General features: G+C 48.0%; 19 protein-coding genes and 5 pseudogenes. 13 read left to right on the forward strand and 11 right to left on the reverse strand.

Annotation, left to right across the window (positions count from 1 at the left end):
• Positions 1-96 (reverse strand): annotated as a pseudogene (locus DZ54_RS24680) (IS5/IS1182 family transposase); the annotation flags it as partial.
• Positions 97-254: 158 nt separating this feature from the next.
• Between DZ54_RS24680 and DZ54_RS26640 the strand changes: the two are divergent.
• The 3 genes from DZ54_RS26640 (at position 255) to DZ54_RS0104765 (ending at position 4,458) form a co-directional block, all read left to right on the forward strand.
• Entirely contained in the window at positions 255-947 is a 693-nt protein-coding gene (locus tag DZ54_RS26640; RefSeq protein WP_025673261.1) for a tRNA(Met) cytidine acetyltransferase TmcA domain-containing protein, read from the forward strand.
• On the forward strand, positions 947-2,293 hold the full coding sequence (locus DZ54_RS0104760) for a GNAT family N-acetyltransferase (protein ID WP_276201981.1): 1,347 nt from the start codon (positions 947-949) through the stop codon (positions 2,291-2,293). Before DZ54_RS26640 ends, DZ54_RS0104760 begins: the two co-directional genes overlap by 1 nt.
• A gap of 500 nt (positions 2,294-2,793) precedes the next feature.
• On the forward strand, positions 2,794-4,458 hold the full coding sequence (locus DZ54_RS0104765) for a DUF342 domain-containing protein (protein ID WP_025673263.1): 1,665 nt from the start codon (positions 2,794-2,796) through the stop codon (positions 4,456-4,458).
• 130 nt (positions 4,459-4,588) lie between these two features.
• Here the strand turns inward: DZ54_RS0104765 and DZ54_RS0104770 are convergent, their stop codons facing one another.
• Complete coding sequence (locus DZ54_RS0104770; RefSeq protein ID WP_025673264.1) at positions 4,589-6,520, reverse strand: bifunctional diguanylate cyclase/phosphodiesterase; 1,932 nt, start codon at positions 6,518-6,520, stop codon at positions 4,589-4,591.
• A 6-nt stretch (positions 6,521-6,526) separates the two neighbouring features.
• A complete protein-coding gene (locus tag DZ54_RS0104775) occupies positions 6,527-7,192 on the reverse strand; it encodes a transglutaminase-like cysteine peptidase (RefSeq protein ID WP_025673265.1) in 666 nt (221 codons plus the stop codon).
• A 395-nt stretch (positions 7,193-7,587) separates the two neighbouring features.
• On the opposite strand from DZ54_RS0104775, the gene pdxH reads away from it, so the two are divergent.
• Entirely contained in the window at positions 7,588-8,226 is a 639-nt protein-coding gene (gene pdxH, locus DZ54_RS0104780; RefSeq protein WP_025673266.1) for a pyridoxamine 5'-phosphate oxidase, read from the forward strand.
• Positions 8,227-8,286: 60 nt separating this feature from the next.
• Here the strand turns inward: pdxH and DZ54_RS0104785 are convergent, their stop codons facing one another.
• Together DZ54_RS0104785 and DZ54_RS0104790 are read right to left on the reverse strand one after the other, a co-directional pair.
• Positions 8,287-8,997 (reverse strand): helix-turn-helix transcriptional regulator, encoded by a 711-nt coding sequence (locus tag DZ54_RS0104785; protein ID WP_037330572.1) that lies wholly within the window; start codon positions 8,995-8,997, stop codon positions 8,287-8,289.
• Between the two features lie 429 nt (positions 8,998-9,426).
• Positions 9,427-11,280, reverse strand: coding sequence for an SUMF1/EgtB/PvdO family nonheme iron enzyme (locus tag DZ54_RS0104790; RefSeq protein WP_025673268.1), 1,854 nt, complete (start codon positions 11,278-11,280; stop codon positions 9,427-9,429).
• Between the two features lie 576 nt (positions 11,281-11,856).
• On the opposite strand from DZ54_RS0104790, the gene DZ54_RS0104795 reads away from it, so the two are divergent.
• The 6 genes and pseudogenes from DZ54_RS0104795 (at position 11,857) to DZ54_RS0104815 (ending at position 19,253) form a co-directional block, all read left to right on the forward strand.
• Positions 11,857-12,630: an AraC family transcriptional regulator gene (locus tag DZ54_RS0104795; protein ID WP_025673269.1), complete on the forward strand. Its 774-nt coding sequence runs from the start codon at positions 11,857-11,859 to the stop codon at positions 12,628-12,630.
• Positions 12,631-12,862: 232 nt separating this feature from the next.
• Positions 12,863-15,975 (forward strand): annotated as a pseudogene (putA, locus tag DZ54_RS19175) (bifunctional proline dehydrogenase/L-glutamate gamma-semialdehyde dehydrogenase PutA).
• Between the two features lie 31 nt (positions 15,976-16,006).
• The gene (locus tag DZ54_RS0104805; RefSeq protein ID WP_025673270.1) at positions 16,007-16,717 is read left to right on the forward strand and encodes an aldehyde dehydrogenase family protein; all 711 of its coding nucleotides are present in this window, start codon (positions 16,007-16,009) and stop codon (positions 16,715-16,717) included.
• A 47-nt stretch (positions 16,718-16,764) separates the two neighbouring features.
• A pseudogene (putP, locus tag DZ54_RS19180) lies at positions 16,765-18,260 on the forward strand (sodium/proline symporter PutP).
• 286 nt (positions 18,261-18,546) lie between these two features.
• Positions 18,547-18,720 (forward strand): annotated as a pseudogene (locus tag DZ54_RS25835) (GntR family transcriptional regulator); the annotation flags it as partial.
• A 92-nt stretch (positions 18,721-18,812) separates the two neighbouring features.
• On the forward strand, positions 18,813-19,253 hold the full coding sequence (locus DZ54_RS0104815; RefSeq protein WP_025673271.1) for a UTRA domain-containing protein: 441 nt from the start codon (positions 18,813-18,815) through the stop codon (positions 19,251-19,253).
• Here the strand turns inward: DZ54_RS0104815 and DZ54_RS0104820 are convergent.
• The 5 genes from DZ54_RS0104820 to DZ54_RS19185 form a co-directional block, all read right to left on the reverse strand.
• Positions 19,233-19,901, reverse strand: coding sequence for an HAD-IA family hydrolase (locus DZ54_RS0104820; protein WP_025673272.1), 669 nt, complete (start codon positions 19,899-19,901; stop codon positions 19,233-19,235). The genes DZ54_RS0104815 and DZ54_RS0104820 overlap by 21 nt on opposite strands.
• A gap of 195 nt (positions 19,902-20,096) precedes the next feature.
• Positions 20,097-20,651 carry a DUF1415 domain-containing protein gene (locus tag DZ54_RS0104825; protein ID WP_025673273.1) on the reverse strand — a complete coding sequence of 185 codons (555 nt, stop codon included), beginning with the start codon at positions 20,649-20,651 and terminating at the stop codon, positions 20,097-20,099.
• Between the two features lie 40 nt (positions 20,652-20,691).
• On the reverse strand, positions 20,692-21,168 hold the full coding sequence (locus tag DZ54_RS0104830) for a CreA family protein (protein WP_025673274.1): 477 nt from the start codon (positions 21,166-21,168) through the stop codon (positions 20,692-20,694).
• Positions 21,169-21,292: 124 nt separating this feature from the next.
• Positions 21,293-21,622, reverse strand: coding sequence for a hypothetical protein (locus tag DZ54_RS0104835; RefSeq protein WP_025673275.1), 330 nt, complete (start codon positions 21,620-21,622; stop codon positions 21,293-21,295).
• A 100-nt stretch (positions 21,623-21,722) separates the two neighbouring features.
• A complete protein-coding gene (locus DZ54_RS19185) occupies positions 21,723-22,400 on the reverse strand; it encodes a hypothetical protein (RefSeq protein WP_025673276.1) in 678 nt (225 codons plus the stop codon).
• A gap of 368 nt (positions 22,401-22,768) precedes the next feature.
• Here DZ54_RS19185 and DZ54_RS19190 point away from each other — a divergent pair.
• The 3 genes and pseudogenes from DZ54_RS19190 (at position 22,769) to DZ54_RS0104855 (ending at position 24,086) form a co-directional block, all read left to right on the forward strand.
• Positions 22,769-23,169 (forward strand): annotated as a pseudogene (locus tag DZ54_RS19190) (GFA family protein).
• 11 nt (positions 23,170-23,180) lie between these two features.
• Positions 23,181-23,708, forward strand: coding sequence for a GNAT family N-acetyltransferase (locus DZ54_RS0104850; RefSeq protein WP_025673277.1), 528 nt, complete (start codon positions 23,181-23,183; stop codon positions 23,706-23,708).
• 120 nt (positions 23,709-23,828) lie between these two features.
• Entirely contained in the window at positions 23,829-24,086 is a 258-nt protein-coding gene (locus tag DZ54_RS0104855) for a glutathione S-transferase N-terminal domain-containing protein (RefSeq protein WP_025673278.1), read from the forward strand.
• Between the two features lie 91 nt (positions 24,087-24,177).
• Here the strand turns inward: DZ54_RS0104855 and DZ54_RS25180 are convergent, their stop codons facing one another.
• Positions 24,178-24,327 carry a hypothetical protein gene (locus DZ54_RS25180; protein ID WP_164831556.1) on the reverse strand — a complete coding sequence of 50 codons (150 nt, stop codon included), beginning with the start codon at positions 24,325-24,327 and terminating at the stop codon, positions 24,178-24,180.
• Positions 24,328-24,545 lie beyond the last annotated feature (218 nt).

A 24,545-nucleotide genomic window follows, 5' to 3' on the forward strand; every position in this document is an offset into this window, starting at 1 on the left:
CATTCTATGTTCAGATTTATTATAAATGCGGCCAGTGTTCTTCATTACTTGAAGTAGCTTTTGCCACCGCTTATCAGTTAGCATGAGTCTCGGCATGGTATGGCGTTACAGTTTGTTTTTGGCGAAAGAGATTATAACGCCTTATCATGCCGTTCAAAAAACAATCACGAAAGATCAACACGCCCTAGCGTGTCGTTTTTTTTGCATGTTATCATCGTGGTTATCGGCTGAACTTGAACACGGAAACTCGCCCTATGGGGACATCAACCACCTCGTTAACACTCAAGTCCTTTTTTGATGATTTTATTCACTCCGCAACATTCCGCGCGCATCGACAACTCGTGTGTGTGGATTATCCGCTCGATATGGTATTGGCTGCTTTTGATGAGAGTTTCCCCGCTTTGGTTATTGGCGATGCCGACCAAGGATTAAGCTGGCGCCAAGCGCATCACAAACTAGGTCAAGAGTGTGGGCATATCGTGGTCGAGGTAGGCGCGATGTTCAATGCTGAAGCGTTTTGCGCTATCGCAGGTTGTTGTCGGGCGGGCGCATTAGTCGTCTTGCGGCTAGCGGCGCCAACGGACCAATTAGCGCCCTCTGTCCGGCGTCTACTGAGACAGCTTGAGGCGGATCAATCGGTCGCGTTCTCTATGTCTCATCTCGAGCGCTGGCCAGCCTATGCGTCTCCCCTACCTCGCCAGCACGCGATAAGACAAGAAAATGCGATTGAAGCAATCAAGAAAGTGGTCACAGGCCATCGCCGCCGTCCCTTACTGTTAACGGCCGATCGTGGTCGTGGAAAATCCGCGGCATTGGGCCTTGCAGCGGCACAATTGGTGATGGATAGACCACGGAAAATTCTAGTCAGTGCCCCGACCCCCGCTCATGCCGCCACGCTGTTTCGTCATCTTAAGTCGAGTTTGAATATTCATACCCAAGCCAGATAATTCATTATCACGGTAGTGAGATTCGCTTTATTGCTCCCGACACCTTGCTGCAAGAAGCGCCGCTGGCAGATCTTCTTCTGATAGATGAAGCGGCGGCGATCCCGTTGCCGATGTTGAGTCAATGTTTAAATCAGTACAGTCGGGTGGCTATCGCAACCACAGAGCATGGCTATGAAGGAACGGGACGTGCTTTCACCATTAGGCTTAAACAGTTACTGGAGACAGAGCAACCACAATGGCGCGCATTGCGATTAACTGCGCCGATGCGATGGGCCGATAACGATCCGGTCGAACGTGCGCTAAATTCATTGTTTCTGCTCGATTTAGAACAGTCCGAATCGATGAGCAGTGACGACGAAAGGCATGCCGTTAAGTTGAATAATATCGTCGTTCAGCGTTTATCCCCCTCGCAGCTATTAAGTGATGAGCCTTTACTGCGTTCATTATTTGCATTGTTGCTTGCTGCTCATTATCAAACGTCGCCGAATGATTTAGCCCGTTTACTCGATGACGATTCAATCATTGTTTGGGTTGGAAGCGTCGCTGGCGAGTTGGTCTCTGCGTGTGTGATCAATGAGGAATGCCGCCTTAACGCTGAGCTGAGTGATGCGGTTGTGGCCGGCCAACGTCGCCTAAAAGGCCATCTTTTGAGTCAGTCTCTGGCTTCCCATGTTGGGAAGCCAGAGATTTTGCACGATAGCCTTTGGCGGGTGGAAAGAATCGCGGTGTCTGAATCTTATCGACAGCAGGGCCTAGGGCAGCAACTTATCGACGTGGTGACCGATGAGGCTGCCAAGGTTGACGTTTCGTGTATCGGCGTGAGTTTTGGCGCCACGGCTCGGTTAAGTCGTTTCTGGTTTAAACAGGGTTTTGAGCCGATAAAACTTGGGTTAAAGCGAGACCAAGCCAGTGGTTGTTATTCCTTACAAATGGTAAAGCCGCTCAAGCCATTGGCGTGGCTGACAGACGGCGTAGAGTTGTTTGGTCATAGCTTGCCGGTTCAGTGGTTGACAACCCATCAAATCATGGAAGTCGATATTGTTCTCGCTATGATGAGAGGCTTGCCTGACAAACCACTTATTGACAGCATGGACCAACAGATTCGTGGATTGATGGCTGGAGGCGTTGGCGTTGATGCCTCATTGGCGAGCTTACAAATGTGGTTACGCCAGCACGTTAAAGCTTTGCCTTCGCATCCAGACGATAAAGCGCTCTATGTGCTGGTCAGTCGAGTTATCCTTGGACATACGTGGTCTACGGTCTGTGCGCGGTACCGACTGACGGGGAAAAAGCAAGCTGAAGCGATGATCCGTCACTATGTTACGCGCCATGACGTTAGTGAGTAAGAGAGTAAGAGAGTAAGGCTATTTTGATAAAGCCTTTGGTCCAATTTACAGTGTAAATATAAGGGAGCGTGAAACGTGTCAATTTACAGTGTAAATGCAAATAAAGCTGTAAATAGAGACATAACCGTCAATGTAAACTTAGCTCTTAACGAAAACGATAGCTCTCAATGAACACATAGCCGTCAGTGCAACAAGACTCGGCTGTGATTTACAGTGTAAATCTTCCAATATAGGAATTGAGGAGCCTATTAAGTACTCGACCAAATAAATCCTATCGTGCTCACGTTTTTACCAGTGATACCGCTCCCAAGTTTATTAAACCTGTATAATTTATTATAAATGAGACAATTGCCGACAGTGACGCACGACGTAGGCTAATCTAATCGTTGTTTAGGTTGGTGGTAATTAGAGATGTTTCGTTAGATGACGAGATGAAGGCAATGCCGTGCGGCCAATTACAGTATCGATAAAGCCGCTAGGCGTTTTTGGCAGGGAGCGACATGCTAGACGATATCCTCCGAGTTTCTCAGGATGGGCAACGTGTGTATTTATCGGCCGGTAATGCCGAGCACGCGAGTGATCAACCGGTAGAAAAAAAACAAATTAAGGATTGGTTGGTTCATCACCAAGCCGGTGGTTTCTTTTGTTTTGACGATACGATTGAGTCTGCTTTAACCAAGCTGAATACGGCTAATGGTGATCGCGAGTCAGAAGACTTTATTATTGCTGAACGACGTGATGCAACAATAGAAGCCCGCATTGCAGATGATAAAATGACCGCCTATCTGATCGTCAATGGCGCATGCGGTGGGCGAGCGCTTCGAGGCGATGATATCCTTTCGACACTGCGTGAAGCTAATATTGTTCGCGGCATCAAAAAACCAACCTTACAAAAACTTCTATCGGCGTCTAGGCGATTAAAACCAGGTGAATATTTAGATGTGCCCGTTGCGTTTGGCCGACAGCCAGTCGCGGGGGAAGATGCGCATATTGTCTACTTAATTGAAGACCCCGCCGATCGCATTCGTCGTCCGAAAGAGCGAGATGATGGAACGGTCGACATGCGAGATCTTGGTGAGATGATGATGGTGAAGCAAGGCCAGCCACTCGCCAAGCTCATTGCAGAAACACCCGGTTATGAGGGGTTTACGGTTACCGGTTCCGTACTGTCTACCTCGCCGGGTAAGCCAATGACGTTGGCTGCCCATGAGGGGAGTGAGTTTAGTAACAAAGACCCCAATATTCTTATCGCGACCATAGCAGGTATTCCTCGCTTGCAAAAAGACGGCGTTGCGGTCGACGATGCGCTTAGTTTGGATGTTGTCGATGTTAATACCGGCCATGTCAACTTTGAAGGCAGTGTTGTTATAAAAGGGGATGTTGAAGTCGGTATGAAGGTGACAGCGTCAGGTACTGTGACCGTCGGCGGTGTGGTTGAGTCTGCCACGATCACCGCAGGCGCAGACATTATTGTTCAAAACGGGATTATTGGGCGACAAGTTGCTGCGGACTCAGACATCAACTGCATCTTAGTCGCCGATGGCAACATAGTGGCGAAATTTGCCCAATACGCCACCTTATGTGTCAATCAAAATCTTGAACTGACTCTCCATGCGATGCATTGCCACACACAAGTGGGTCAGTCGATTATGATCAGTGACGCTACTAAACGTAAAGGGACACTAGCGGGGGGAGAGCATGAAGTCGGCGAGAAGGTTCAGGCTGTTATTGTGGGGGCTAGTGCGGGCGCCCATACCTATATCCATTGTTTCCCTCGGTTACCCCTTCTAAAGCGACAAATGGTTGAACTGAACAAAGACTGGGAAGATAAGACGGCGCAATTAGATAAGGTCAAAGCGGCGGAAGCGAAGCTAGAGGCGTTACCGCCGGCAAAACGCGATGCGGCGATGGTGGAGCGTATTTCCTCTACGAGAGATAACTTATTTGAGGCACTTGAGGAAATTGAAAAAGCGATAGAAGAAACGGATGTCACGATCGCAACGTCTTATCGTACCGCGAGTATCACCGCTACTAAATCACTACTGAATCGTGTGCACTGCACCATTGGTGAAGAGAAACACTCCATCAACTCTGAGCACGGCCCGTCAGTTCTATTTTATGATAATGCAGCGATAGAGCTGAAACCCTACCAGCCAAATAGCTAGCGCTAATTTACAGTGTAAACCCAATTTACAGTGTAAATATTTCATCCCGGCGACGTATCGTGGCACAAAAAAATCGCGTTACCTCCGTAACGCGATGTTTGATTTGAGCGATTAGCGAGCGTATCAGCTTTTAACTCGCATTGTCCGTATTACTGACGATATAGCCTTGGAAGCCATTTACAAACAATTGAGAGAGGTGGGCGAGTTGCGCTTCTGTTTCAACCCGTGTGGCAATGGTCGTGATATTTAGATTATGTGCTGTGCGACAAATGGAGGCGAGCACATTGTCTTGCGCATCGTCCTCTATATGGCTTGTGTACGCGAAATCAATTTTAACGTAATTGGGCTTGAAGCGTTGCAGATAATCAAGCGATTGAAAATTACGGCCGTAATTATCGACCCCGAACTGAAAGCCGGTTTGGCGAATTTGATCCGTAAGTAGACCGGTATGGTCGGCATAGCGAACAAATGCGCCCTCCGGGATTTCAAAAAGCAGTTGGCCGGCAAGTCTACGGTGTTGATCCAAGGTTGTACCCAACCATCGAATAAAGGATGCGTTGGTTATACTACTCAAGGTCAAATTCACCGCGAGAGGGCCGACACTTGTATCTTGGCTAAGTGTTTTGAGCACATGAGAAACGACGTATTTATCCAGAATATCACCCAGTTGAAGTTGTTCAACCGCACCCAAGAAATGACCCGCACCATAATAGTGGCCATTCTTCTCAATAGCTGAGAACACTTCCTGGTGCAGTCGGTTAGACTGACTGTCTGTGGCCGATTGATATTTAAACACAAACAGTTCATTCGCGACGGCCTCATGAAGCAATGCTTTCCATTGCTGTTTGCCCATCGCCGCATCACCAATAGAATGGTCGATCAAGGTCAAAGGGTGCTCAGGTGTATTGCGTGCCTGTGAGAGTGCGTTATCAGCCTGTGAGAGCAATATACTGGCATCTCTATTGCCTTGCCCGTTGATCGCTAACCCTACCGCGACCTTGGGTTGTATTAGCTCTGTTGGGTCTGCTTGCATCTCAACCACCAACGCAATCACGCTTTCACCCAACGCATACAAATCTTCAGGATCAGTATTGGGGGCTAAGATAACGAACTCATCTTTATTTAACCTTGCGGCTGTCATGTTGTCGTCAGTGATGATCGTGGTTGTTAAGTTGTCGGCGAACTGCTCTACAACATGATCACCGGCTTCAAACCCTTGGTTTTCATATGCATCGCTAATGAGGTCTACTTTTATCAGCGCCATTCCGCCAATCCCTGACTCTGTCAACCAAGAGTTAAGTTGCGCAATATAAAAGCTACGATTACCAAGACCTGATACTGCGTCGCGATAGGCCGCTTTGCGCAGACGATCCGCCTCTTTTGCTTGTTGTTCAAAATAGCGCTTAAGTTGATCCGTCATGACATTGATCGCATTGACCACCATTTTGAGGTCGGTTGTTGGCGGAAGCGGGATAGGGTCACCAAATTTGTTTTTCGCAATTTCCCCTGCTTTCGCTGTAATGCGAGCGAGAGGTTTTAGAGAGCGTTGCAGTTGCCAACCAATAATCAATGACGCCATGACAAAGATGACTGCCATGATTACGCCAAGTTGAACAAAAGACTTCCAGAGTTGTTGATATGCATAACCGGGATGAGCAACCACTTCTACTTCTGCAAGCTGCATCCAGCCACTAGTGATGGTTTGTTTTTCAGTAATAACGGGGAAAATATCAAGATCAATAAACCACTGCGGCACACCTTGGATTTGGACCGGGTATTCTCGAGTGATCTCACTGTTATCTGACAATAAAGTAAGGTTTACTTCGCGATAGAAACCGCCGTCAAAAAAGGCGTTAATGACGGATTCAGCCGCTACCTTATCATCGGATTCTAGGTAGGGCGCGAGTGCTAGCCCCATTGAATTAACGGTATTGTTCACATCAGAGGTCTGCTGGCTCAGTAAAAAATTCCGTGTGGTATTCAGTTCTATACCGAAGACGGCTAGGACTATGCAGAAAAAAATCACCAGCATCCACGTAAATATTTGATTGAATAACGTCATCGGTGTTTACCTATTAAATTGTCTAATCGGTTTTTGCATCTTTAGCGACTCGACACGAGTGCGCAAATCATTCCAAAGTCCAAGCCGAGAGGCTTTGCCCGCTAGTTCACCTTGTCCACGTTCTTTCATTAACCATAAACGGCTACCATTAAAGCTGTATATGGGCAGTAAATCACGGCGTAACGATGCGCGTTTAATCTCTGGGTCTAAGTTGTCTAATAGTACCGGCTCGGAAGAGGGGGTTGGATAATAAGCGACGACCATATGGAACTGATCAAGGCGAATAGCTTTAACGTACACAAGACGCAACTTTTTATCATCAATCCCTAATTCTCGTAGCGAAAAATACTTGGCAATACTAAAGTCTTCACAATCGCCAGCGGCGGCGCCAAGAAACTCTAGAGGCGTTGCCCAATAATCTTTTTTGCCCCATAAGTCGATGTCATCCACAAAGTACAGTTGGTTAAAAAAGTCGTTGACACGATCTAATTTATCGAGCTCTGACAAGCTCTGACTATTGCCGACCATGCCTCGCCAAGCGGTAACGCGTTTGCCTGCACGTTCACCGTAAAAGTTAGAGACTTTATCGACCCACCGTGATTCCTTTGTCGTCAGTCCAACCGTCCCAAATGAGATAAACAGGATCAGGACAATGATGTGCCATCGCTTCATGACTGATTGTCTCTCTTTTTGTAGGACGCAGTGACATCACTTGATGAGCTGTTATGTCCAAACATAATTGAAATCGGCTAAGCGAAACTCAGTTTGCCATACCTTAAACGTGAGTCATAGTTGTACAAGATGGCTTTACAAAAAAGCGCAACTTACTGATATCAAGGTCATATCAAAAATACTGCATCTCGACGGCCTTTTCTTCGTATCGTATCGTACTGTGTGGCCTAGAGTTTAGATGAGCAAATAGTGTTTCACACAGTTTGCTGCCATAGGGTGGCATCGATAAGGCCAGAGCCCGTAGCTTGGGAGACAGCCACATAAAGATAAAATCAACTTGTTTATCAGGGCGTTCCTGCGCAAAATAAGCAAAAGTGAATGAAGGGGAGAGAGCAATGGATTTGTCAGATATTCGACGAGAATATACAAAAGGGGGATTACGTCGCGATGATTTACCCAACACACCAATGGATCTGTTTGAACACTGGTTACAGCAAGCGATTGATACTCAGGTCCCAGACCCAACTGCGATGACGATTGCGACTGTTGATGAGCATGGTCAGCCTTTTCAACGCATTGTATTATTGAAAGACTTTAACCAAGATGGGTTTGTGTTTTATACCAATTTAGGGAGTCGCAAAGCGCTGCACCTTAAGGAAAATAGCCAGATTAGTTTACATTTCCCTTGGCATTTTATTGAGCGACAAGTCCACATTACCGGTGAAGCGGTCCCTTTGAGTAAAACCGACGTCTTTAAATATTTCACGTCTCGTCCAAAGGAGAGCCAAATTGCGGCGTGGGCGAGTAAGCAGAGTGAACGACTATCTGCACGCTCGGCCTTAGAGGGTAAATTTTTAGAGCTGAAAAAGCAGTTTGAGAAAGGTGAGGTTCCTGTTCCCACCTTTTGGGGCGGCTATCGCGTGAAACCTAAGAGTATTGAGTTCTGGCAAGGTGGCGCGCACCGTTTACATGATCGATTTTTGTATCAACGTCAACAAGATGAAAGCTGGGACATTGAGCGCTTAGCGCCTTAAACCCACGCATGCTAGGCCAATATAGCGATATATTGGCCTTTTTGTTGTCGTTTTGTGTCATTAATCTCTAAGCACGACAGAGAGCTGTTGGGTTAACAGACTTTCTGGAATAGCGGATCCAAACCCTTGAGCGAGTGCGCGTTCGAGCAGCGCAGCTTTAGAGTTGGCTTCAAACTTTTCGCGCAAATGTGCAAAGTGATTTTCGATGGTTTTGACTGAAACGGATAAGGTATGCGCGATCACCTGCGGCTTTTTACCATGCAAATGAAGAAATAAGACCTCCTGCTCACGTGTGGTGAGATGGATGCGGGGTTCGTGGTGGTGATGATCCGTTAACGCTTCTTTCGGGTGGGTCACCGCGTGACATATCCAGTGACCCACTTCCAAAATAGCGGTATCACTTAACTCTTGGCCACAAAACATCACGCCGCATACGTCACCATTATCATTATACCAAGGCGTTTTAGTAAATAAGTGAGCATGCCAGCGTCCATTCGCGTAAGGGTGGATGTCGAGAACACGAAGACGCTTCCCCGTTTCCATCACGTAACTATCCTGTGCTTGAAATTGATGTGCGCACCGTGTCGTCGGGCTGGGCATATCGTAGTCCGTTTTACCAATACAATCTTGTGGCTGATCGAGGCCAATGAGGCGGCAATATTCACTGTTGGCATAAACAAACACAGATTGCTTGTCTTTACATCCCCAACAGCCGGGTAATTGCTCAAGCATAGACAAAGCCGGAGGCACAGGAGAAAGCGGGTGATTCATATAGCTTACCGACGCGCTGTTATTATTATGAGATTAACGATTCAGAGTCGATAGTGAATAGTCGACAAGTTATTGGAGCATAAAAAAAAGCCGGCATAAAGCCGGCAAAGACAAGATTTCCCTAAAGAGAGTTATCCTGTACGACGTGTAGAAGAGGTTGTCTAGATATCTAACTCAAATCATGAGGGTAGTTGATATGAGGCAGCTATCTGACTGCACCTAACAGTGTTAGGAACGAATGTAAACGCGTCTATCGGGACAAATTGCGTTCACAGGGGTTACTATATCCAGAAGATTGGACGTTGGGTAGGGGGGATTTGACCTATTGACAAAAAGTGAAGCTACTTAATATCAAGATTCTTATACCGCTCCTTGTTCAAAAAAACGCCGCTTTTCAGCGACGTTTTTGCGTTTTAGCCTATGGTAGGGTTAGCGCGTTTTTATCTGTCTAACTACCCGGAAACCAAGGTAGTTAGCACTGGTGTTTTCGCCCAATTCTAAACGCTCAGAAGCACGTGAACGCTGGGGAGAAAAATTCCAAGCACCGCCGCGAGCAACAGGCGTGTCACTGCCTACCCACTCCCAGACATTCCCTGCCGTATCATAGATACCGAAGGGGTTAGGCGGAAAGCTCTTGACGGGAGAAGTACGATCGTTAGACCAGACCGTGCCGCTCCATCCCGTATTGGCGTTACCCACGCCAATATCATTGCCCCACCAATAATCACTGTCAGTGCCGCCACGCGCTGCGACTTCCCATTCTACTTCGTTAGGAAGTGCATAATGTTTTCCTGTTTTTTGGCTGAGCCAGTCAACATAGGCGTTAGCGTCGTCTTGGTTAACACACACAACGGGTGAATCGGCCGCTTGATCAAAGCCAGGTTGACGCCAATCTGATTCTAAACGTTGGCTAATCTCACCGTTGACCAGTGTATTACAGCCATTACCTTGCTCAGCGGCTGTGACATACCCAGATGCAGCAACAAACGCATCAAACTGCTCGACGGTGACAGGCGTTGCTCCGATTGCAAATGACTGCTGAATTGCCACGTTTTCGCGCGCATCAGGGCCCACTTTGTATTCACCGGCGCCAATGACGACCATTTGCGGTGCTTCCAGGGTTTTTGCAACAGGGTCGGTAAACTTTTTGCCTGGACTTGGGGGTTGATTTGGCTGCTCTTTAAGCCTGGCCCATACCACCTGATCTTTGCCTAGATAGACGTCACGATCATAGGGGATAAAGCCAGGTTTAGTTACTGTCAGCTCGTGATTGCCAACCGGTAACATCAGCTCGACCGGCGTACTGCCATAGGTCACATCGTTGATGGTTACATTGTCATCGTAACGGTTAGAACGGATGGTCACGTTGACCCAACGCTTTGCCTGTTGTTTGTGCTTTGCTTGCTTCTGTGCTTGTGTGGTTTCAACACAATATCTGTCTTCTAAATCAAGCAATCGACACGAAGCGGTTTTATCGGGACGGCTAACCAACTCCGCTCTGATACGGGTTGTATAATCGGTCCCGCCAGTAAAGCCAGCGTCTACGATCTCACTGTTTGTCACGTGAATATTGAACGCCACGTTATCAATATTTTGCTTTACGGCATTCGACTCAGTGACAAAATTAGTGACTTGGCCACGAAACTCACGAATAGCCTTCTGCATGGTCAGTGTCTTGCCTTGGTTTGCACAGGCAGACAATGTCATATTTGGTGAGCAAGTTAAGCTATGGACAACCTCGATGGTGTCCTTCTGAGTTAACTCTTTACGCAGACGCTCAGCACGCGCTTCGCGCATTGCTTCATGCAAGTTTTCTAATGTCGTCGCCAGTAACGCCTGTTCACGCTCTAGCTTCGCTAGATGTTTTTTCTGCTCAATAATCGCGGTTTCATTGGCAGCTTGGTCTTGCTGCTGTTCGTTTACCTTCTGCCATGCTTGTTGGTAGGCCTGCTGATACGGGCTGATATCTGTGCTCGGATCGGCAATCAAATCCTGAAATTTTGCATCGAGTTCTGCTTTCGCATTGCTTCGTTTGCGTTTCAGGTTGCTCAGCTCATCTTCTAACGTCGCGCGCTTAACCAGAAGGTCGTCCAACTTCGCCTGCTGCAGAGCCAGTTCATCGTTTCGAGACGCCAGTGACTCTTCTTTATCACGGAGTTTCTCTACCAACTCACTGACCGGATCGAGATTATCAGCGGAAGACGCGTTTTCAGCGAACGCCAACTCGGTTAGCAGTAGGGGAGGGAGCGCTAAGCATAACGCTTTTATATATTTCGTTGTCATAGTTCCCTTGCTTACGCATGTCGCAATAATAATACCTGTGTCCAAAAAGTAGACTATCACGGAAACCCGTGTTGCCACGCAAACCGTGTTAATTATTTGACGGCAGTCAGCATTCTGCGACGTGATCGGTGCAACTGTGCTCATGGTTTTAGGTTTATGAAGATTACCTTAAGCGGTCGCATGCTTCAAATAAGATTGTATGATGACTGCTTAAAACGGAAGAATGATCAAGGTATTAATCGTATCTGATCGCGCCGAAACGATGATCAAGAGACATTAATCCTCATCGAACCTAATTTAAATCGTTGTTATTAAGTGATTTATTCATTTTTACAGCGTGTTATTTTAGATGAAGAATCGTGGAATATTGATGATCAAGCGTTAAAACATGAGCGATCCTTCGCATTTTCAGGGTCAAAATGACATTCACCGTAATAAATACACTACTTGATCATTGTTCCGTGAGTTTCTCGCAATCGATGACTGATCACATTCGCGAATGGGGGAGAAGCGTGCCAGAATAAAGGCAAGTCAAGGGGCGATAGGCAAGAGGTTAGCGATTAAGGGAGGAAACTAATGGCTGCGTCACCTAAGGTTTCAGAAGTGATTGCCTTACCAAGGCAACAGTGCCATCACAGCCATGACTATAAACAAGTTGTCATTGGCCTGCAGGGACAAACGGAGTTTGATGTTGGTGGACGAGGAAGTCTTGTTGGCCCAGGGCAGGGCTGTTTGGTTGCGGAATCACAAGAACATGCCTTTACTGGGGTGGGCCGAAACGAAATTTTGGTGATTAACCTTCCTGTACCAGAGCGGTCAGGACATGCGTTGATGCATGAGAACATTGCGCGCTTATTTGCTCGCGAACCTTACTTTCAACTTGATATCCATGCACAAACACTGATCAAGGCTTTATCGGCAGAGATGGTTGCAAACCCTTTAGATTTACTACTCAGCCGTGCCTGTGCAGATACCTTAATGTGCGTGTTGCACCGGCATTTTCGTGATCATGTTTCTCCCCGTCGCGATGGGCATCGCTTAAACATGGATATTATCGATCGTTATATTCATCAGCATATCAGCCGTAAGATCACCGTTGCTCAATTAGCAGGCAGTGTTTTTCTAGCAGAAAGCCAGTTCCACCAGCTATTTAAGCAACAAGTTGGAACCACACCGCATCAATATGTACTAGATAAACGGTTTGCGGTGGCAAAGCAGTTAATCAAAGACAGTGATCTGACTATGGCTCAAATTGCCGATAGCTGTGGCTTCTCTAGCCAAAGCGGGTTTACTAACGCTTTTTCGCGCTATTTTGGCATGTCACCAGCTAAATATAGAGGCACAGCCTAAACCGAAGGCTATCGCCAATCTACCGCTCATCACATCGACCATTTGCATGTTATTTGTTACGTCTCTATGGCGATCGAGCGCTTTGTTTGTTAATTGTCGGAGGATTTTGCAATAATGCCGGTGATTTTTGTAAGACCTTACTGATAGACCACGCATAGAATCGATCGCAGAGTAACAATGACGTAACATTTTTCCTGCCCGAGTTTGGGAGGACGTGAGTGAGGATATCCCTATGTTTAAAGCCATCGATGCTATGCAGCCCTCGTTTATTGAGCGCTCATTAGCGCAGGTTTGGTCTGAAATCTCTCCGCTTTACTGTGTTGACGAAAGTGAGTGGTTAAAAGAACTCATTCCGCTCGCACAAGCCTCGGAAAGTGAGCGAGAGCAAACACGTCGTCAAGCGACCCAGTTAATTGAGCAGGTACGTGCTGATAAGAAGGCCGTACAGATGATAGATGCGCTGTTGTTGGAGTATAGCTTGGACACGCGGGAAGGGATTTTGTTGATGTGCCTTGCCGAAGCGCTTATGCGGGTTCCCGACTCGCACACTGCTGACGCGCTAATCCGTGACAAACTGAGTGTTGCTGATTGGAAAGCACATTTACGCCATTCTGATTCCTTGTTTGTTAACGCTTCCACTTGGGGATTAATGCTGACTGGCAAGGTGGTAACGTTGGATGAGAGCTCCGAAGGTAAACCGGCGTCGGTGATTAATCGCCTTGTGAACAAAATGTCAGAGCCTGTTATCCGTCAAGCGATGCACCAAGCGATGAAAATCATGGGACACCAGTTTGTGCTCGGGCGTGACATTGACGAAGCACAGAAAAACGGTGAAGGTCCGCGCACGAATGGATTTACGTACTCGTTTGATATGCTCGGTGAAGCGGCATTAACCCAAGAGGATGCCAAAGCCTATCTGAACGATTACTTACAAGCGATTGAGTCAGTCGGCGAGGCCAAAGCCAGTTATCAAGGGCCGTCACCGTCAGTCTCGATCAAGTTGTCTGCCCTGCATCCTCGTTACGAAGCAGCGAACCAAGACCGTATGATGACGGAAATGTTTGAGACCGTTTTAGTCTTGTTGAAACGTGCACGAGAGAAAGAGGTTGCGATTACCATTGATGCTGAAGAAGCGGACAGGTTAGAACTCTCGCTTGCACTGTTTGAAAAACTTTATCGCGACCCTGTGGTGAAAGGCTGGGGTAAATTTGGTTTAGTGGTTCAAGCTTACTCAAAACGCGCGCTCCCAGTGATCACTTGGCTAGCCACACTGGCGAGAGAGCAAGGGGATGTGATCCCGATGCGTTTAGTTAAAGGCGCTTATTGGGACAGCGAAATTAAACTGTGCCAGCAAACTGGGCATCACGGTTATCCGGTATTTACCCGCAAAGAGGGTACAGACGTTTCTTACCTGGCTTGTGCACGCTTCCTTCTCAGTGATCATGTGCGCGGCCTGATTTATCCGCAATTTGCCAGCCATAATGCCCACACGATAGCGGCGATTGCTGGCATGGCGACACACAATGACTTTGAGTTCCAGCGCCTACACGGCATGGGCGATGCGCTTTATAACCACGCCAAGGCCTTGTTTAATACTGACGTGCGCATTTATGCGCCAGTCGGTAGCCATAAAGATTTGTTGCCGTACCTAGTTCGTCGTTTGTTAGAGAATGGCGCTAATAGCTCGTTTGTACATCGTCTGGTCGATGCGCGCTGCCCGATTGATGATTTGATCACCGATCCAGTGGACACCCTGTGTGCGAATCACACCTTGCACAACGACCGTATTCCATTACCGCTAGATATTTTTGGCCCCTCACGTAAAAACTCGCAAGGCGTAGCAACTGATATTGAATCAGAATGGCAGCCATTCCAAGACAGCGTTGCGCCTTTTATGGGTGAGTATCAGTGGCAGGCAGGTCCTATTGTTAACGGCCAGCGCCTGAAAGGCGACACACACGCGATACCGGCCCCCTATGACAATGATGAATCCGTGGGTCACGTTGATTGGGCAACCGCTGAGCAGGTGAATGATGCCCTCGATATTGCCGCGCAAGCTTATCCTGAATGGCGAGATACCGATGTCAGCGAGCGTGGTAAGTACTTACTTGACCTTGCTGATAAACTGGAAGCAAATTTGGGTGAGCTGGTGGCGATTTGCCATCGTGAAGCAGGCAAAACCATCCACGATAGCATTGATGAAGTACGTGAAGCGGTCGACTTTTTACGTTACTACCCCGAGCAGGCAAACGCGTTGCAAGCCGCACCATTGAGCTATCAAGGTTTCGACGAACAGGCACAATCGTTGACTTATCAGGGACGCGGTGTCTTTACGTGTATCAGCCCTTGGAACTTCCCATTAGCGATTTTCCTCGGACAAGTCAGTGCTGCGCTCGTCGTCGGCAATACTGTCGTGGCTAAACCGGCTGAGCAGACGTCCATTATTGCTTATCGCGCGATTGAGTTGCTGTTAGACACAGGGATCCTGCTGGGGTCATTCAACTGTTGCCTGGCAGTGGTCCAGTGGTAGGTGCGCCTCTCACCGAAGATACCCGTATTGCCGGTGTCGCATTTACAGGCTCCACGCCGACGGCACAGCGTATTACCCGCACCTTGGCGAAGCGCGATGCCGATCCGGTGCCGGTGATAGCGGAAACCGGTGGTCAGAATGCAATGTTAGTGGACAGTACGGCGTTACCTGAGCAGGTGGTGCGCGATGTACTGCGTTCTGCGTTTGCGTCCGCAGGCCAGCGTTGCTCGGCGTTACGTGTGCTTTATATCCAAGAAGACATTGCTGATCGCGTCATCGGCCTTATAAAAGGGGCAATGGCTGAATTGTCTGTGGGGCGACCAGAGCGGCTATCAACCGATGTGGGGCCAGTGATTGATCAAACGGCGAAAGACAAGTTGCTTGCACATATTGAGCAAATGAAGCGCAGCGGTAAGTTGGTCACGCAGGTTCCACTCTCTGCAGATTGTGAGAAAGGCACGTTTGTCCCACCAACGGCGTTTGAAATCCGCGGTATTGACCAACTGAATGAGGAGCATTTTGGTCCCATTCTGCATATTGTTCGCTATCGTGCGGATGCACTCGACAAGGTGATTGATGACATCAACCAAACAGGCTTTGGGCTGACGATGGGTGTACATAGCCGCAATGAAACGACTTGTGCGCATATTGAACACCGTGCCCGCGTCGGTAATTGCTACGTAAACCGTGATCAGGTCGGCGCCGTGGTGGGCGTTCAACCGTTCGGCGGTCGTGGCTTATCAGGTACAGGGCCTAAAGCGGGTGGACCACACTATCTGTATCGCTTTACACAAGCATCAGTAAACGTGCAATAAGCCGGTTGATATCAAGATCAGGAGAAGTGTCATGCATCAATTAAATAGCGTTTTAGATCAGTGCCAAGCGGTATGGGAAGACTGGAATGATCAAACTGTCGCCGGTCGCATTGCGTTGTTACAACTGTGGTCAGACACGGTGGCTGCCCGCGGCGATGATTTTGCCAAGGCAGCGAAGATGATTCGTTTTCAGTGTGAAAGCGCCCAGCGTTTGCTGGATAAAGTACACGAATTACCCGGGCCAACCGGTGAAACGAATGAGCTGTACACGGCAGGGCGAGGAACGGTCGCCATTACGGGTGATGCTGTGCTGACGTCAGCTGCTTTGTGTGGTCAGTTAGCGGCTGCGTTGGTGGCGGGTAATTGTGTGGTCGTGAGTGTTGAGGACACTCACGCAGATAAGGTCGATGCGGTACTCGCCGACCTTATTAAAGCCGGATGCCCAGATCGAGTAGCTATGCGCGTGGGTATTGACGCGCTCAGTGGCTTGCTAGCGCATCCGCACGTTGTTGGATTAGCAACAACAGGGACCAAAGAACATGTGCGAGATGTCAATCGTCAGCTTGCACAGCGACAGGGTGTGATTGCGACATTGGTTGCGGAAACCGACACTGAGCAGTACCCAGTGATTGGTCGCCCTGACTATGTGTTGCGTTTTGTGACCGAATGCACCCGAACCATAAATATCACTGCTGTAGGTGGTAATGCCACGCTTCTGGAACTCGGTAGTGGTGAACATTAACTTTCCAGAGATGGCCCCAACTGGGACCATGTAATTGAGGGACACATATGATAGACAATAGCTATGCCATCAGTGCAACCTTTCTGGCATATCTCATCATGATGCTCGCCATTGGTGTGTATGCCTACAAACGGACATCTAACTCCGAAGATTACTTTCTCGGTGGTCGGTCGTTAGGCCCATGGCCTGCTGCGCTGTCAGCAGGGGCATCAGATATGAGTGGTTGGTTGCTGCTTGGCCTTCCTGGCTATGCCTACGCTGCGGGAATGGAATCACTTTGGCTTGCGGGCGGTTTGCTGTTAGGTACGTACCTGAACTGGTTAATTTGTGCCAAACGCCTGCGTACTTACAGTATTGAAGCTGACAACGCGCTGACGTTACCGGAGTTTTTTGCTCGCCGTTTTGAGGATAAATCAAAACTACTGCAAACCATCTCTGCTTTCTTCATTTTGCTTTTCTTCCTTTTCTACACCAGTTCAGGCTTGGTCGCAGGGGGTAAACTGTTCACTACGGTATTCGGCTTTGATTACACCACTGCGGTGGTGATTGGCACGATTTGTGTGGTGTCATACACCTTGTTCGGTGGCTTCCTAGCGGTATCTTGGACTGACCTAGTGCAAGGCCTTTTAATGGCTGCCGCCTTGTTGGTCGTGCCGTTTGTTATTATGGACGGCAGTATTTTCAAGTTGGGCAGTGATGTGGCTGCAATCAACCCCGAGCTGATGACGTTATGGCGTGATGTGGAGGGTGAGCCGCTTACCTGGGTCAGTATCGCTTCTCTGGCAGCTTGGGGCTTAGGTTACTTTGGCCAACCACATATCTTGGCCCGTTTCCAAGCCACCCGCTCCAATAAAGATATCACCACGGCGCGTCGCATTGCCGTGTGCTGGTCTGCGTTATCCATGTTTGGTGCGGTCTTGATCGGCTTAGTGGGTATTTTGTATGTGCAAAACGACATGTCAGGCAGTTTAGCTGACGGTGAAAAAATCTTCATGCTGTTGGTCAACGCGGCGTTCCATCCAGTGATTGCCGGTATTCTATTGGCGGCAATTTTGGCTGCGATTATGAGTACCGCGGATTCTCAGCTCTTGGTATCGTCTTCCGCCCTCGCAGAGGATTTTTACAAGCAAGTCTTCCGTCCGGACGCATCCACCCAAGAAGTGGTGATGGTGGGTCGTGGTGCGGTTATCTTGCTGTCTGCGGTCGCGCTTGGGTTAGCGATGGATCCCGATAGCTCAGTTCTGGGCCTCGTATCATATGCCTGGGCAGGCTTTGGTGCCGCATTTGGTCCTGCGCTGTTGCTCAGTCTTTTCTGGCGTGACATGAACCGTAATGGTGCACTGGCGGCGATTCTTGTCGGTGGGATTACCGTGGTTGTGTGGAAACAGATCTCTGGTGGTATTTTCGACCTCTATGAAATCGTTCCTGGTTTCTTGTTTGCGGCTTGAGCGCCATTATCGTGAGTAAAGCGACAGGTGGTCCAAGTGAGTCTGTATTGAAGCAATACGAATCCTATGAGAAAAGCTTAGATACCATGCCATAAGCTATATAGTCTGACGGTTTAGGTACAAACTAATAAAGGGAGCGTGCTACCGCTCCCTTTTTTACGTCATCAAAGGAAGTTTTCCTCTTTTGTCGATATTGGCACGCCTTGCCAACATAAATCGCCGTACCTCTTTTGTTCTTTGCTCCGGTTACAAGTAGACTGGCGATTCTATCTTAATCACTGCTTGATTCTTGGGCATTATGGCCAGGTTTTAGCAGCAAGTTGATACAGATCACACCAAAATATGAACGTCAGGTGAATGTGACCTTTGATGATGCAGTTTATGGCGATTCGCCAACAGTTATTAGCTCAAATCGATCGCGGGCTGCTGGCGCCAGGTAAAAAGTTACCGGGGGAGCGGCAACTCGCGGAGACGTTTTCGACCACGCGCGTGACCTTACGCGAGGCGCTTGCCGTACTAGAAGCCGAGGGACGTTTGTATCGTCGCGATCGTCGCGGCTGGTTTGTCGCGCCCTCGCCTTGTCCTTATGATCCGACTCTGCTAAGCGATTGGCACTCATATTTTGTTCCGTATGACGGTCAGTTTGCTTGGCTAACTCAAACAAAAAAATGGCTGATGCAGCGATTAGCGATCAGATGCAACTTCCCCCGTTTGGTCAGGTTTTTGAAGGTGAAGGCCTCGTGTGTATTGAGCAGCTACCCGTGGGGTTTGTACGTACGTTTTTGCACCCTGACTTTTTCCCTACGGTGTGGGAGGCCGGAGACAAGGCGACATTGACTAACCGGGCGACTGCGCTGAGTGAGGTCAGCTGGTCAAGTGCTTGGGAAGCGCTGGAATCGGCGCAAAGAGAGGCGCTAGAGGTCGCGCCGGGCACGCCGGCGTTGAAAGTGACACGCTATTGGCAAATCCAACAAGCAGAAACGTGGCAAACCGTGCGTATTGATCAAGAGTGGTGGCGGCAACATGCGGTCGTACTGTGTGGAGGCGCAACAAACCAGGGAAGCGCATCAGCACAAAAGGGCAAATAAGTCTTCAATACTGAATGCGCGTGTGACTAAAGGGTGATCAGTGGTCCGCACATTGGGGTTCGCGTTAAAATGGACAGTACGCATATGCGCGTTAATCCCTGCTTGGATCCCTTTATTGGTATCATCGACAAAGATGCACTGTTCAAGAGGGCAGGCCATATTCATTGCGGCATAGTGAAGGATATCGGGGGCAGGCTTCCAGCTATTGGTCTCAAAGGCACTGAATAGGCGATGCTGAAAATAAGGCAGTAGCTTAGTGAGTGACAATGCGTGTTCCATTTTTTCAACGGGACCATTGGATGCGACACAGACATCAATACGTTGCTGGTTAAGGGCTTTAATCAATGCTTCTATGCCTTTAACCGGTTGTAGCTCCGCTTCAAAATACTGATGACATAGCTGTCTAAACCGCGGTTCGAGTTGATCGATAGAGATATGCACGCCGTTACGCTCACACGTTTTTTGCAGCACATCCGTGAGTTTACCGCCTTCGAAGTGATCGAGAGACGCTTGTAAGTTGATATGGACGCCAAACGTCGCGAAAGTTTCCACTAGGGCTTGATGAGATAGCTTCTCTGAATCAACCAGCGTACCGTCGCAATCGAATATGACACAGCCAATTGGGGCCTCAAATCTGTTGTAAGACATACTCACTCCCTATTCCTCTCCTTGTATCCTTGGATGCGCACCATCAATCAACAAGTCGATGACATCGGAAATGCCAACTGTGTCTTGTATTCTTATCCATTTCGTTATCAAAATTAGTCAGGGATCGACTTTTACCACAGCAAAGGAGAGCAATAACTTATCAACTTCAATGCCTAGTCAAACGTAGCGCGTCATTCAGTCTTGGTCATCGTTTATCCAAGGGAACAGTGTTTGACGTTGAGAGGGTGTCAGCGCCTCAACGCAGGCAACGTTGCGTTCGGGGATAAGTGCTGGATCTTGGCCATAATGCTCGAGCGCCCGCGACATGCTCGCTTCTCGAATGAGATGAAAGCATGGATACGGGGAGCGATTCGTGAGGTTTTCTCTATCATCCGGCTCGCAGCCATCGAAACAATAATCGGGATGAAAACTCGCGACCTGAAACTTACCGCGCCAACCGTAATGATCAATCAGTGCATCGGTGGCTTCAACCAATGCAAGGTAGTGGTCGAAGTCTGATAGGGCGTTGGGTACCACGACCACGGTGGTATCGGTGACGGTCGCGTCTGTTTGTGTAAGATGGACTAGCGCACGATAGATGGTTTCTAGGATAACGTCATCTTCCCGGGCATGACAAATATCTAGCCGGATCTGTTGGTTGCGACGAGGCTTGGCAGCGAATGGACAGAGATTTAGCCCGATCACGACATCATCCAGCCACGCGTCCATTTGTGTTTGTACTGTATTCATAAAAGATCGCTCATAGGGCGCTGATAAAGGCTGTTACGCATTAGATTATTAATTGCTTTTGTGGCTGAGATTGATACGCTTGGGTTCCCCATAGCGGCACTGTCGAAAGACTATGTTTAAAGCTGCCTGACGTTTCTTTGGTCGAATATGACAAATACATGATCGTTTGGTTTTTAGCATCGAAAATACGACGGATTTTCATAGATTTAAAAAATATACTTTTTGATTTTCTAAACACGATTTCACCAGATGTACTTTTATCAATATTGGCAAGCATTTCGGGTGTGATCTCGCCGGTTTGTCGGCATGCAATTGCACTATCGCTCGGGTCAGAAAAGCTCAAATTAGCCTCAACAGACGCCACATGGCAGGTCACGCCGGTTACCACAGGATCGACAAGGTGGTTGAGTTTAATATCTTTCATGGTGAACATCCCCAAGCTCACATCGCCGACTTCATCGTTATCACAGCCAACCAGTGTCGCTGCCAAAGCTAAAATCAATAGCGTTTTTTTCATCGTTGTAACCCTTGTTGATACGTGGTGGAAGTGTACCACAGTCAATACAAGGTGTATGGGGAGGTATCAATGAGGGGAGAGCGAGAAGCGCAGGAGCGGAACATCTGGGGATTCCAAGAGTGTGTCATTGACGAAATTGGGCGTCGCCATTTTGACCGGAGAGAGAGTCTGGCTCAAATGTCTGTAACACGTTTGCGGCATCACAATAGCTACCGGTGTCGGCAAATGTTTTGCGTGCGGCTGCGATCTTGCGTTCGGCAATCCGACGGATATTTTGCTTGTTTGCCTGGTTGCTGAACGTCATTTGTTGGCTGATCATTTCTTGGCTAAATGTTAACTTACAGATGTTTTCATTCTTTCCCGTCACTAGCTGTTCGGCCTTTGGTTTATCTTCTATGGTGGCGTGGGCGAATGCACTCACAAGGATAATAAAGGCAAAAAATATTCTGGTCATACGACGGACTCCCTATGCTCTTTATTCAATATTAGCATTAAGCAGCGACGTCGCCCACTGGCGACGTCAAAAGAAGATAGATGTTTGGGTTAAATAATGATTAAGCTGATATATCACTTTCAATCGTCGTTGGGCATGGCTGAACTTTTGCCACAAAACTCCGCTTTTTTGCCTCAACAAGGTAACCCAGAGCCGAGAGCCAAACGAGAGAGTACGCCACTAACTCGGTGCTTTCCTCCGCGATGTTTTTCACATCTCGCACATACATCTCGCCCATCGCTTGTTCCCATAATTCGCCCATACCAAATAAACGGGAATACACGAGTAATAGCGCTAACGCGATCATTAAAACCGTGCTACTTCTTGCGTGAACGGCGTGCGCTAGGCTAGTCATGGTCTCGCGCCAGTGTCTCAATGTGGGCCAAATAGCGAGTCCCGTCACGACCAATGCTGGGAATTTCCAAAAGCCATGCATCACTATATCGAGTGTGGCGTCCAGCTCTCGGATCATTAGCACTAAGAAAAATGCACTCATTAGCCCAGCGGCGTGATGAAGGGGTTTGCTTAGCTTAGCGACACGACGAAAGGTAAATACCGTTGCGGCGAGTAGTATTAGTTGGGAGAGCTCAATCAATGAGGATTCCGAAGCAACATTATGTGACGCAACACTGTAATGAACAATGCCTGCAACACCAGCCAGGTAAAGGGCGATGGCAAAAAATTGTCCGGCACCTTTGAGTACCGTACGTGCAGCACATGAAGATCGTGGTAATGTCATATCAGCCTCAATTAGATAAAACGATCTGCCCGTCCGTAGCGCGTGTCACATATTCTATGTGTGACTTTTGTCCCAAAAATATTTATTAGGTCGATGTTACGGCGAGCTTCATCAAACTGCAATAATTTATGTGATCAATGTCACTATGTGTTCAGTGACGCGTCAGGATTGTGAGTGTTTTTCGCCAGACGCCTAGTTAGATCGGCGCGTTGTCAATGAATTTACACTGTAAATAATAGGAGAATAAAAGCAGCAACCCCCTCTGAAGAAAATTAATAGATTGTATGACGATGAAATACAGCGTTTTAATTGTTTTTTATTGGATGTAGGTAGACAATAAAGTCTAATAAATTAGATAAGAGGTCATTATGTCTGATCTTAACGCGAGCTGTTTATGTGGTTGTGTCCGTCTTACATTGCCAGATGCCTTCCTTTATATGGGGAATTGTCATTGCTCCGAATGCCGTAAATTTACCGGCGCTGACTATTCATCCGTGGGTGGCATTGAACAGAGTAAAGTGGTGATTTTGGCGGGTGAGTCAGAGATCCGTTACTACCCTAAAAGTGATGAAACGGAACTCGCCTTTTGCTCCCACTGTGGTCCAGTTTGTTCTCACACAAAGTGAAGAAAGGGCTATTTAATATTCGGCTCGGCATTCTTGACACTGCGCCGCGTCATGCGCCTGATTTTCATATTCATATCGCGTCTAAAGCCCCTTGGCATACAGTCAATGAGGCATTGAAGCAGTTTGAACATGGGCCTGATTGATCGGAGAGGCTATGCAACTTTTAGTTCGTCCACTCACGCGCCATGATCGACAGGCGTTACTCGCGTTTGAGCAGGCTAATCGAACCTATTTTGAAACCTTCGTCAATAGTCGCGGTGATGCCTTTTATAGCCTCGAGGGCGTTGCTGAACATATTGAGTCATTACTTGCCCTTAACGCGCAGAACGAACACATCCCCATGCTGATCACTAACGCGACCCAAGCTATTATTGGTCGCGTTAATATCAGCCAAATTGATGCAGCATCAGGTTCCGGCTCGTTAGGCTATCGCATTGCAGAGAACCAAACCGGGAAAGGCGTGGCCTCTCGTGCCGTAAAATATGCACTAGAGGTCGCGCGTGAGCATGGTTTACAGTCACTCAATGCTATGGTGTCGACCACGAATGATGCTTCTCAGAAAGTGTTAAGCAGAAACGGTTTTTTAGTCTGCGGTATGGCGCCTCAATGGACATCGGTAGGGGGGCAAGTCATCGACTGTATACACTATAAAGCGGATATTGTATCTCCTCGAGTTAGGTGATTACGGCGACTGCGCCATCAAGGCCTAGAATATTTAAACCAGCCATGCCAACATTAACGGACAAATTAACAAGCAGCGCCTGAAGTCGGTGTTGCATCTTTAATCAAAAAAGGAAACATAATGGCTGATTTAAACGCATTAAGCTTGTATCACAAAGAGCACTGCCCCTTTTGCCATAAAGTGCGTGCAGTCATGACAGAGCTCAAGCTCGATATTCCACTGGTGGATATGAACGCTAACGCCGAAGAATGGCAGCGGCTGCAAACCGAAGGGGGCAAAGGCATGGTGCCATGTTTGCGCATTGACCAAGGTGGCGAAACCCAGTGGATGTATGAATCGGACGACATTATTGAATATTTGCGTGACAACTTCGCGTAATTGAACCAGATGCTGGTCACGAGGGTCGCAGTTATCAATGCGACCTTCTTTTTCAAGTGTTATTAACTGTATGCCTGCCTCACCGCCTTCTTCAACGCCCTGTGCATTGTGTCAGCATCCAAGGCCGCTGACCTTCCATCATTTGATCCCCAAAACCTGCCATAACAACAAATGGTTCACCAAACGCTTTTCCCGATCCTACATGCGTGAGCACGGTATTTGGGTATGTCGACGTTGTCATGCTTTTATTCATCGCCAATTCAGTATTGAGCGACAATTACGGTGGCCGGTCTAGCGACAATTATCTTGGCCGGTTGGTCTGATAAGGTTCGGTACAGCAGAACGGAGGGAGTTCACTGTGCCGGGAACACGAATCACGGATCAACAGGTCACTATCTATATGACTCATAGAAAACGAAATAGCCAAGTTGTTGCTGCTGCTAAAGCAGGGATTTCAGA

The organism is Salinivibrio socompensis S35, assembly GCF_000513715.1.
Lineage (GTDB): Bacteria > Pseudomonadota > Gammaproteobacteria > Enterobacterales > Vibrionaceae > Salinivibrio > Salinivibrio socompensis.

Coding starts and splice junctions, on each gene's coding strand:
- DZ54_RS26640 (WP_025673261.1), top strand. CDS start 255: ATGGGGACATCAACCACCTCGTTAACACTCAAGTCCTTTTTTGATGAT.
- DZ54_RS0104765 (WP_025673263.1), top strand. CDS start 2,794: ATGCTAGACGATATCCTCCGAGTTTCTCAGGATGGGCAACGTGTGTAT.
- DZ54_RS0104770 (WP_025673264.1), bottom strand. CDS start 6,520: ATGACGTTATTCAATCAAATATTTACGTGGATGCTGGTGATTTTTTTC.
- DZ54_RS0104775 (WP_025673265.1), bottom strand. CDS start 7,192: ATGAAGCGATGGCACATCATTGTCCTGATCCTGTTTATCTCATTTGGG.
- pdxH (WP_025673266.1), top strand. CDS start 7,588: ATGGATTTGTCAGATATTCGACGAGAATATACAAAAGGGGGATTACGT.
- DZ54_RS0104785 (WP_037330572.1), bottom strand. CDS start 8,997: ATGAATCACCCGCTTTCTCCTGTGCCTCCGGCTTTGTCTATGCTTGAG.
- DZ54_RS0104790 (WP_025673268.1), bottom strand. CDS start 11,280: ATGACAACGAAATATATAAAAGCGTTATGCTTAGCGCTCCCTCCCCTA.
- DZ54_RS0104795 (WP_025673269.1), top strand. CDS start 11,857: ATGGCTGCGTCACCTAAGGTTTCAGAAGTGATTGCCTTACCAAGGCAA.
- DZ54_RS0104805 (WP_025673270.1), top strand. CDS start 16,007: ATGCATCAATTAAATAGCGTTTTAGATCAGTGCCAAGCGGTATGGGAA.
- DZ54_RS0104820 (WP_025673272.1), bottom strand. CDS start 19,901: ATGTCTTACAACAGATTTGAGGCCCCAATTGGCTGTGTCATATTCGAT.
- DZ54_RS0104825 (WP_025673273.1), bottom strand. CDS start 20,651: ATGAATACAGTACAAACACAAATGGACGCGTGGCTGGATGATGTCGTG.
- DZ54_RS0104830 (WP_025673274.1), bottom strand. CDS start 21,168: ATGAAAAAAACGCTATTGATTTTAGCTTTGGCAGCGACACTGGTTGGC.
- DZ54_RS0104835 (WP_025673275.1), bottom strand. CDS start 21,622: ATGACCAGAATATTTTTTGCCTTTATTATCCTTGTGAGTGCATTCGCC.
- DZ54_RS19185 (WP_025673276.1), bottom strand. CDS start 22,400: ATGACATTACCACGATCTTCATGTGCTGCACGTACGGTACTCAAAGGT.
- DZ54_RS0104850 (WP_025673277.1), top strand. CDS start 23,181: ATGCAACTTTTAGTTCGTCCACTCACGCGCCATGATCGACAGGCGTTA.
- DZ54_RS0104855 (WP_025673278.1), top strand. CDS start 23,829: ATGGCTGATTTAAACGCATTAAGCTTGTATCACAAAGAGCACTGCCCC.
- DZ54_RS25180 (WP_164831556.1), bottom strand. CDS start 24,327: ATGACAACGTCGACATACCCAAATACCGTGCTCACGCATGTAGGATCG.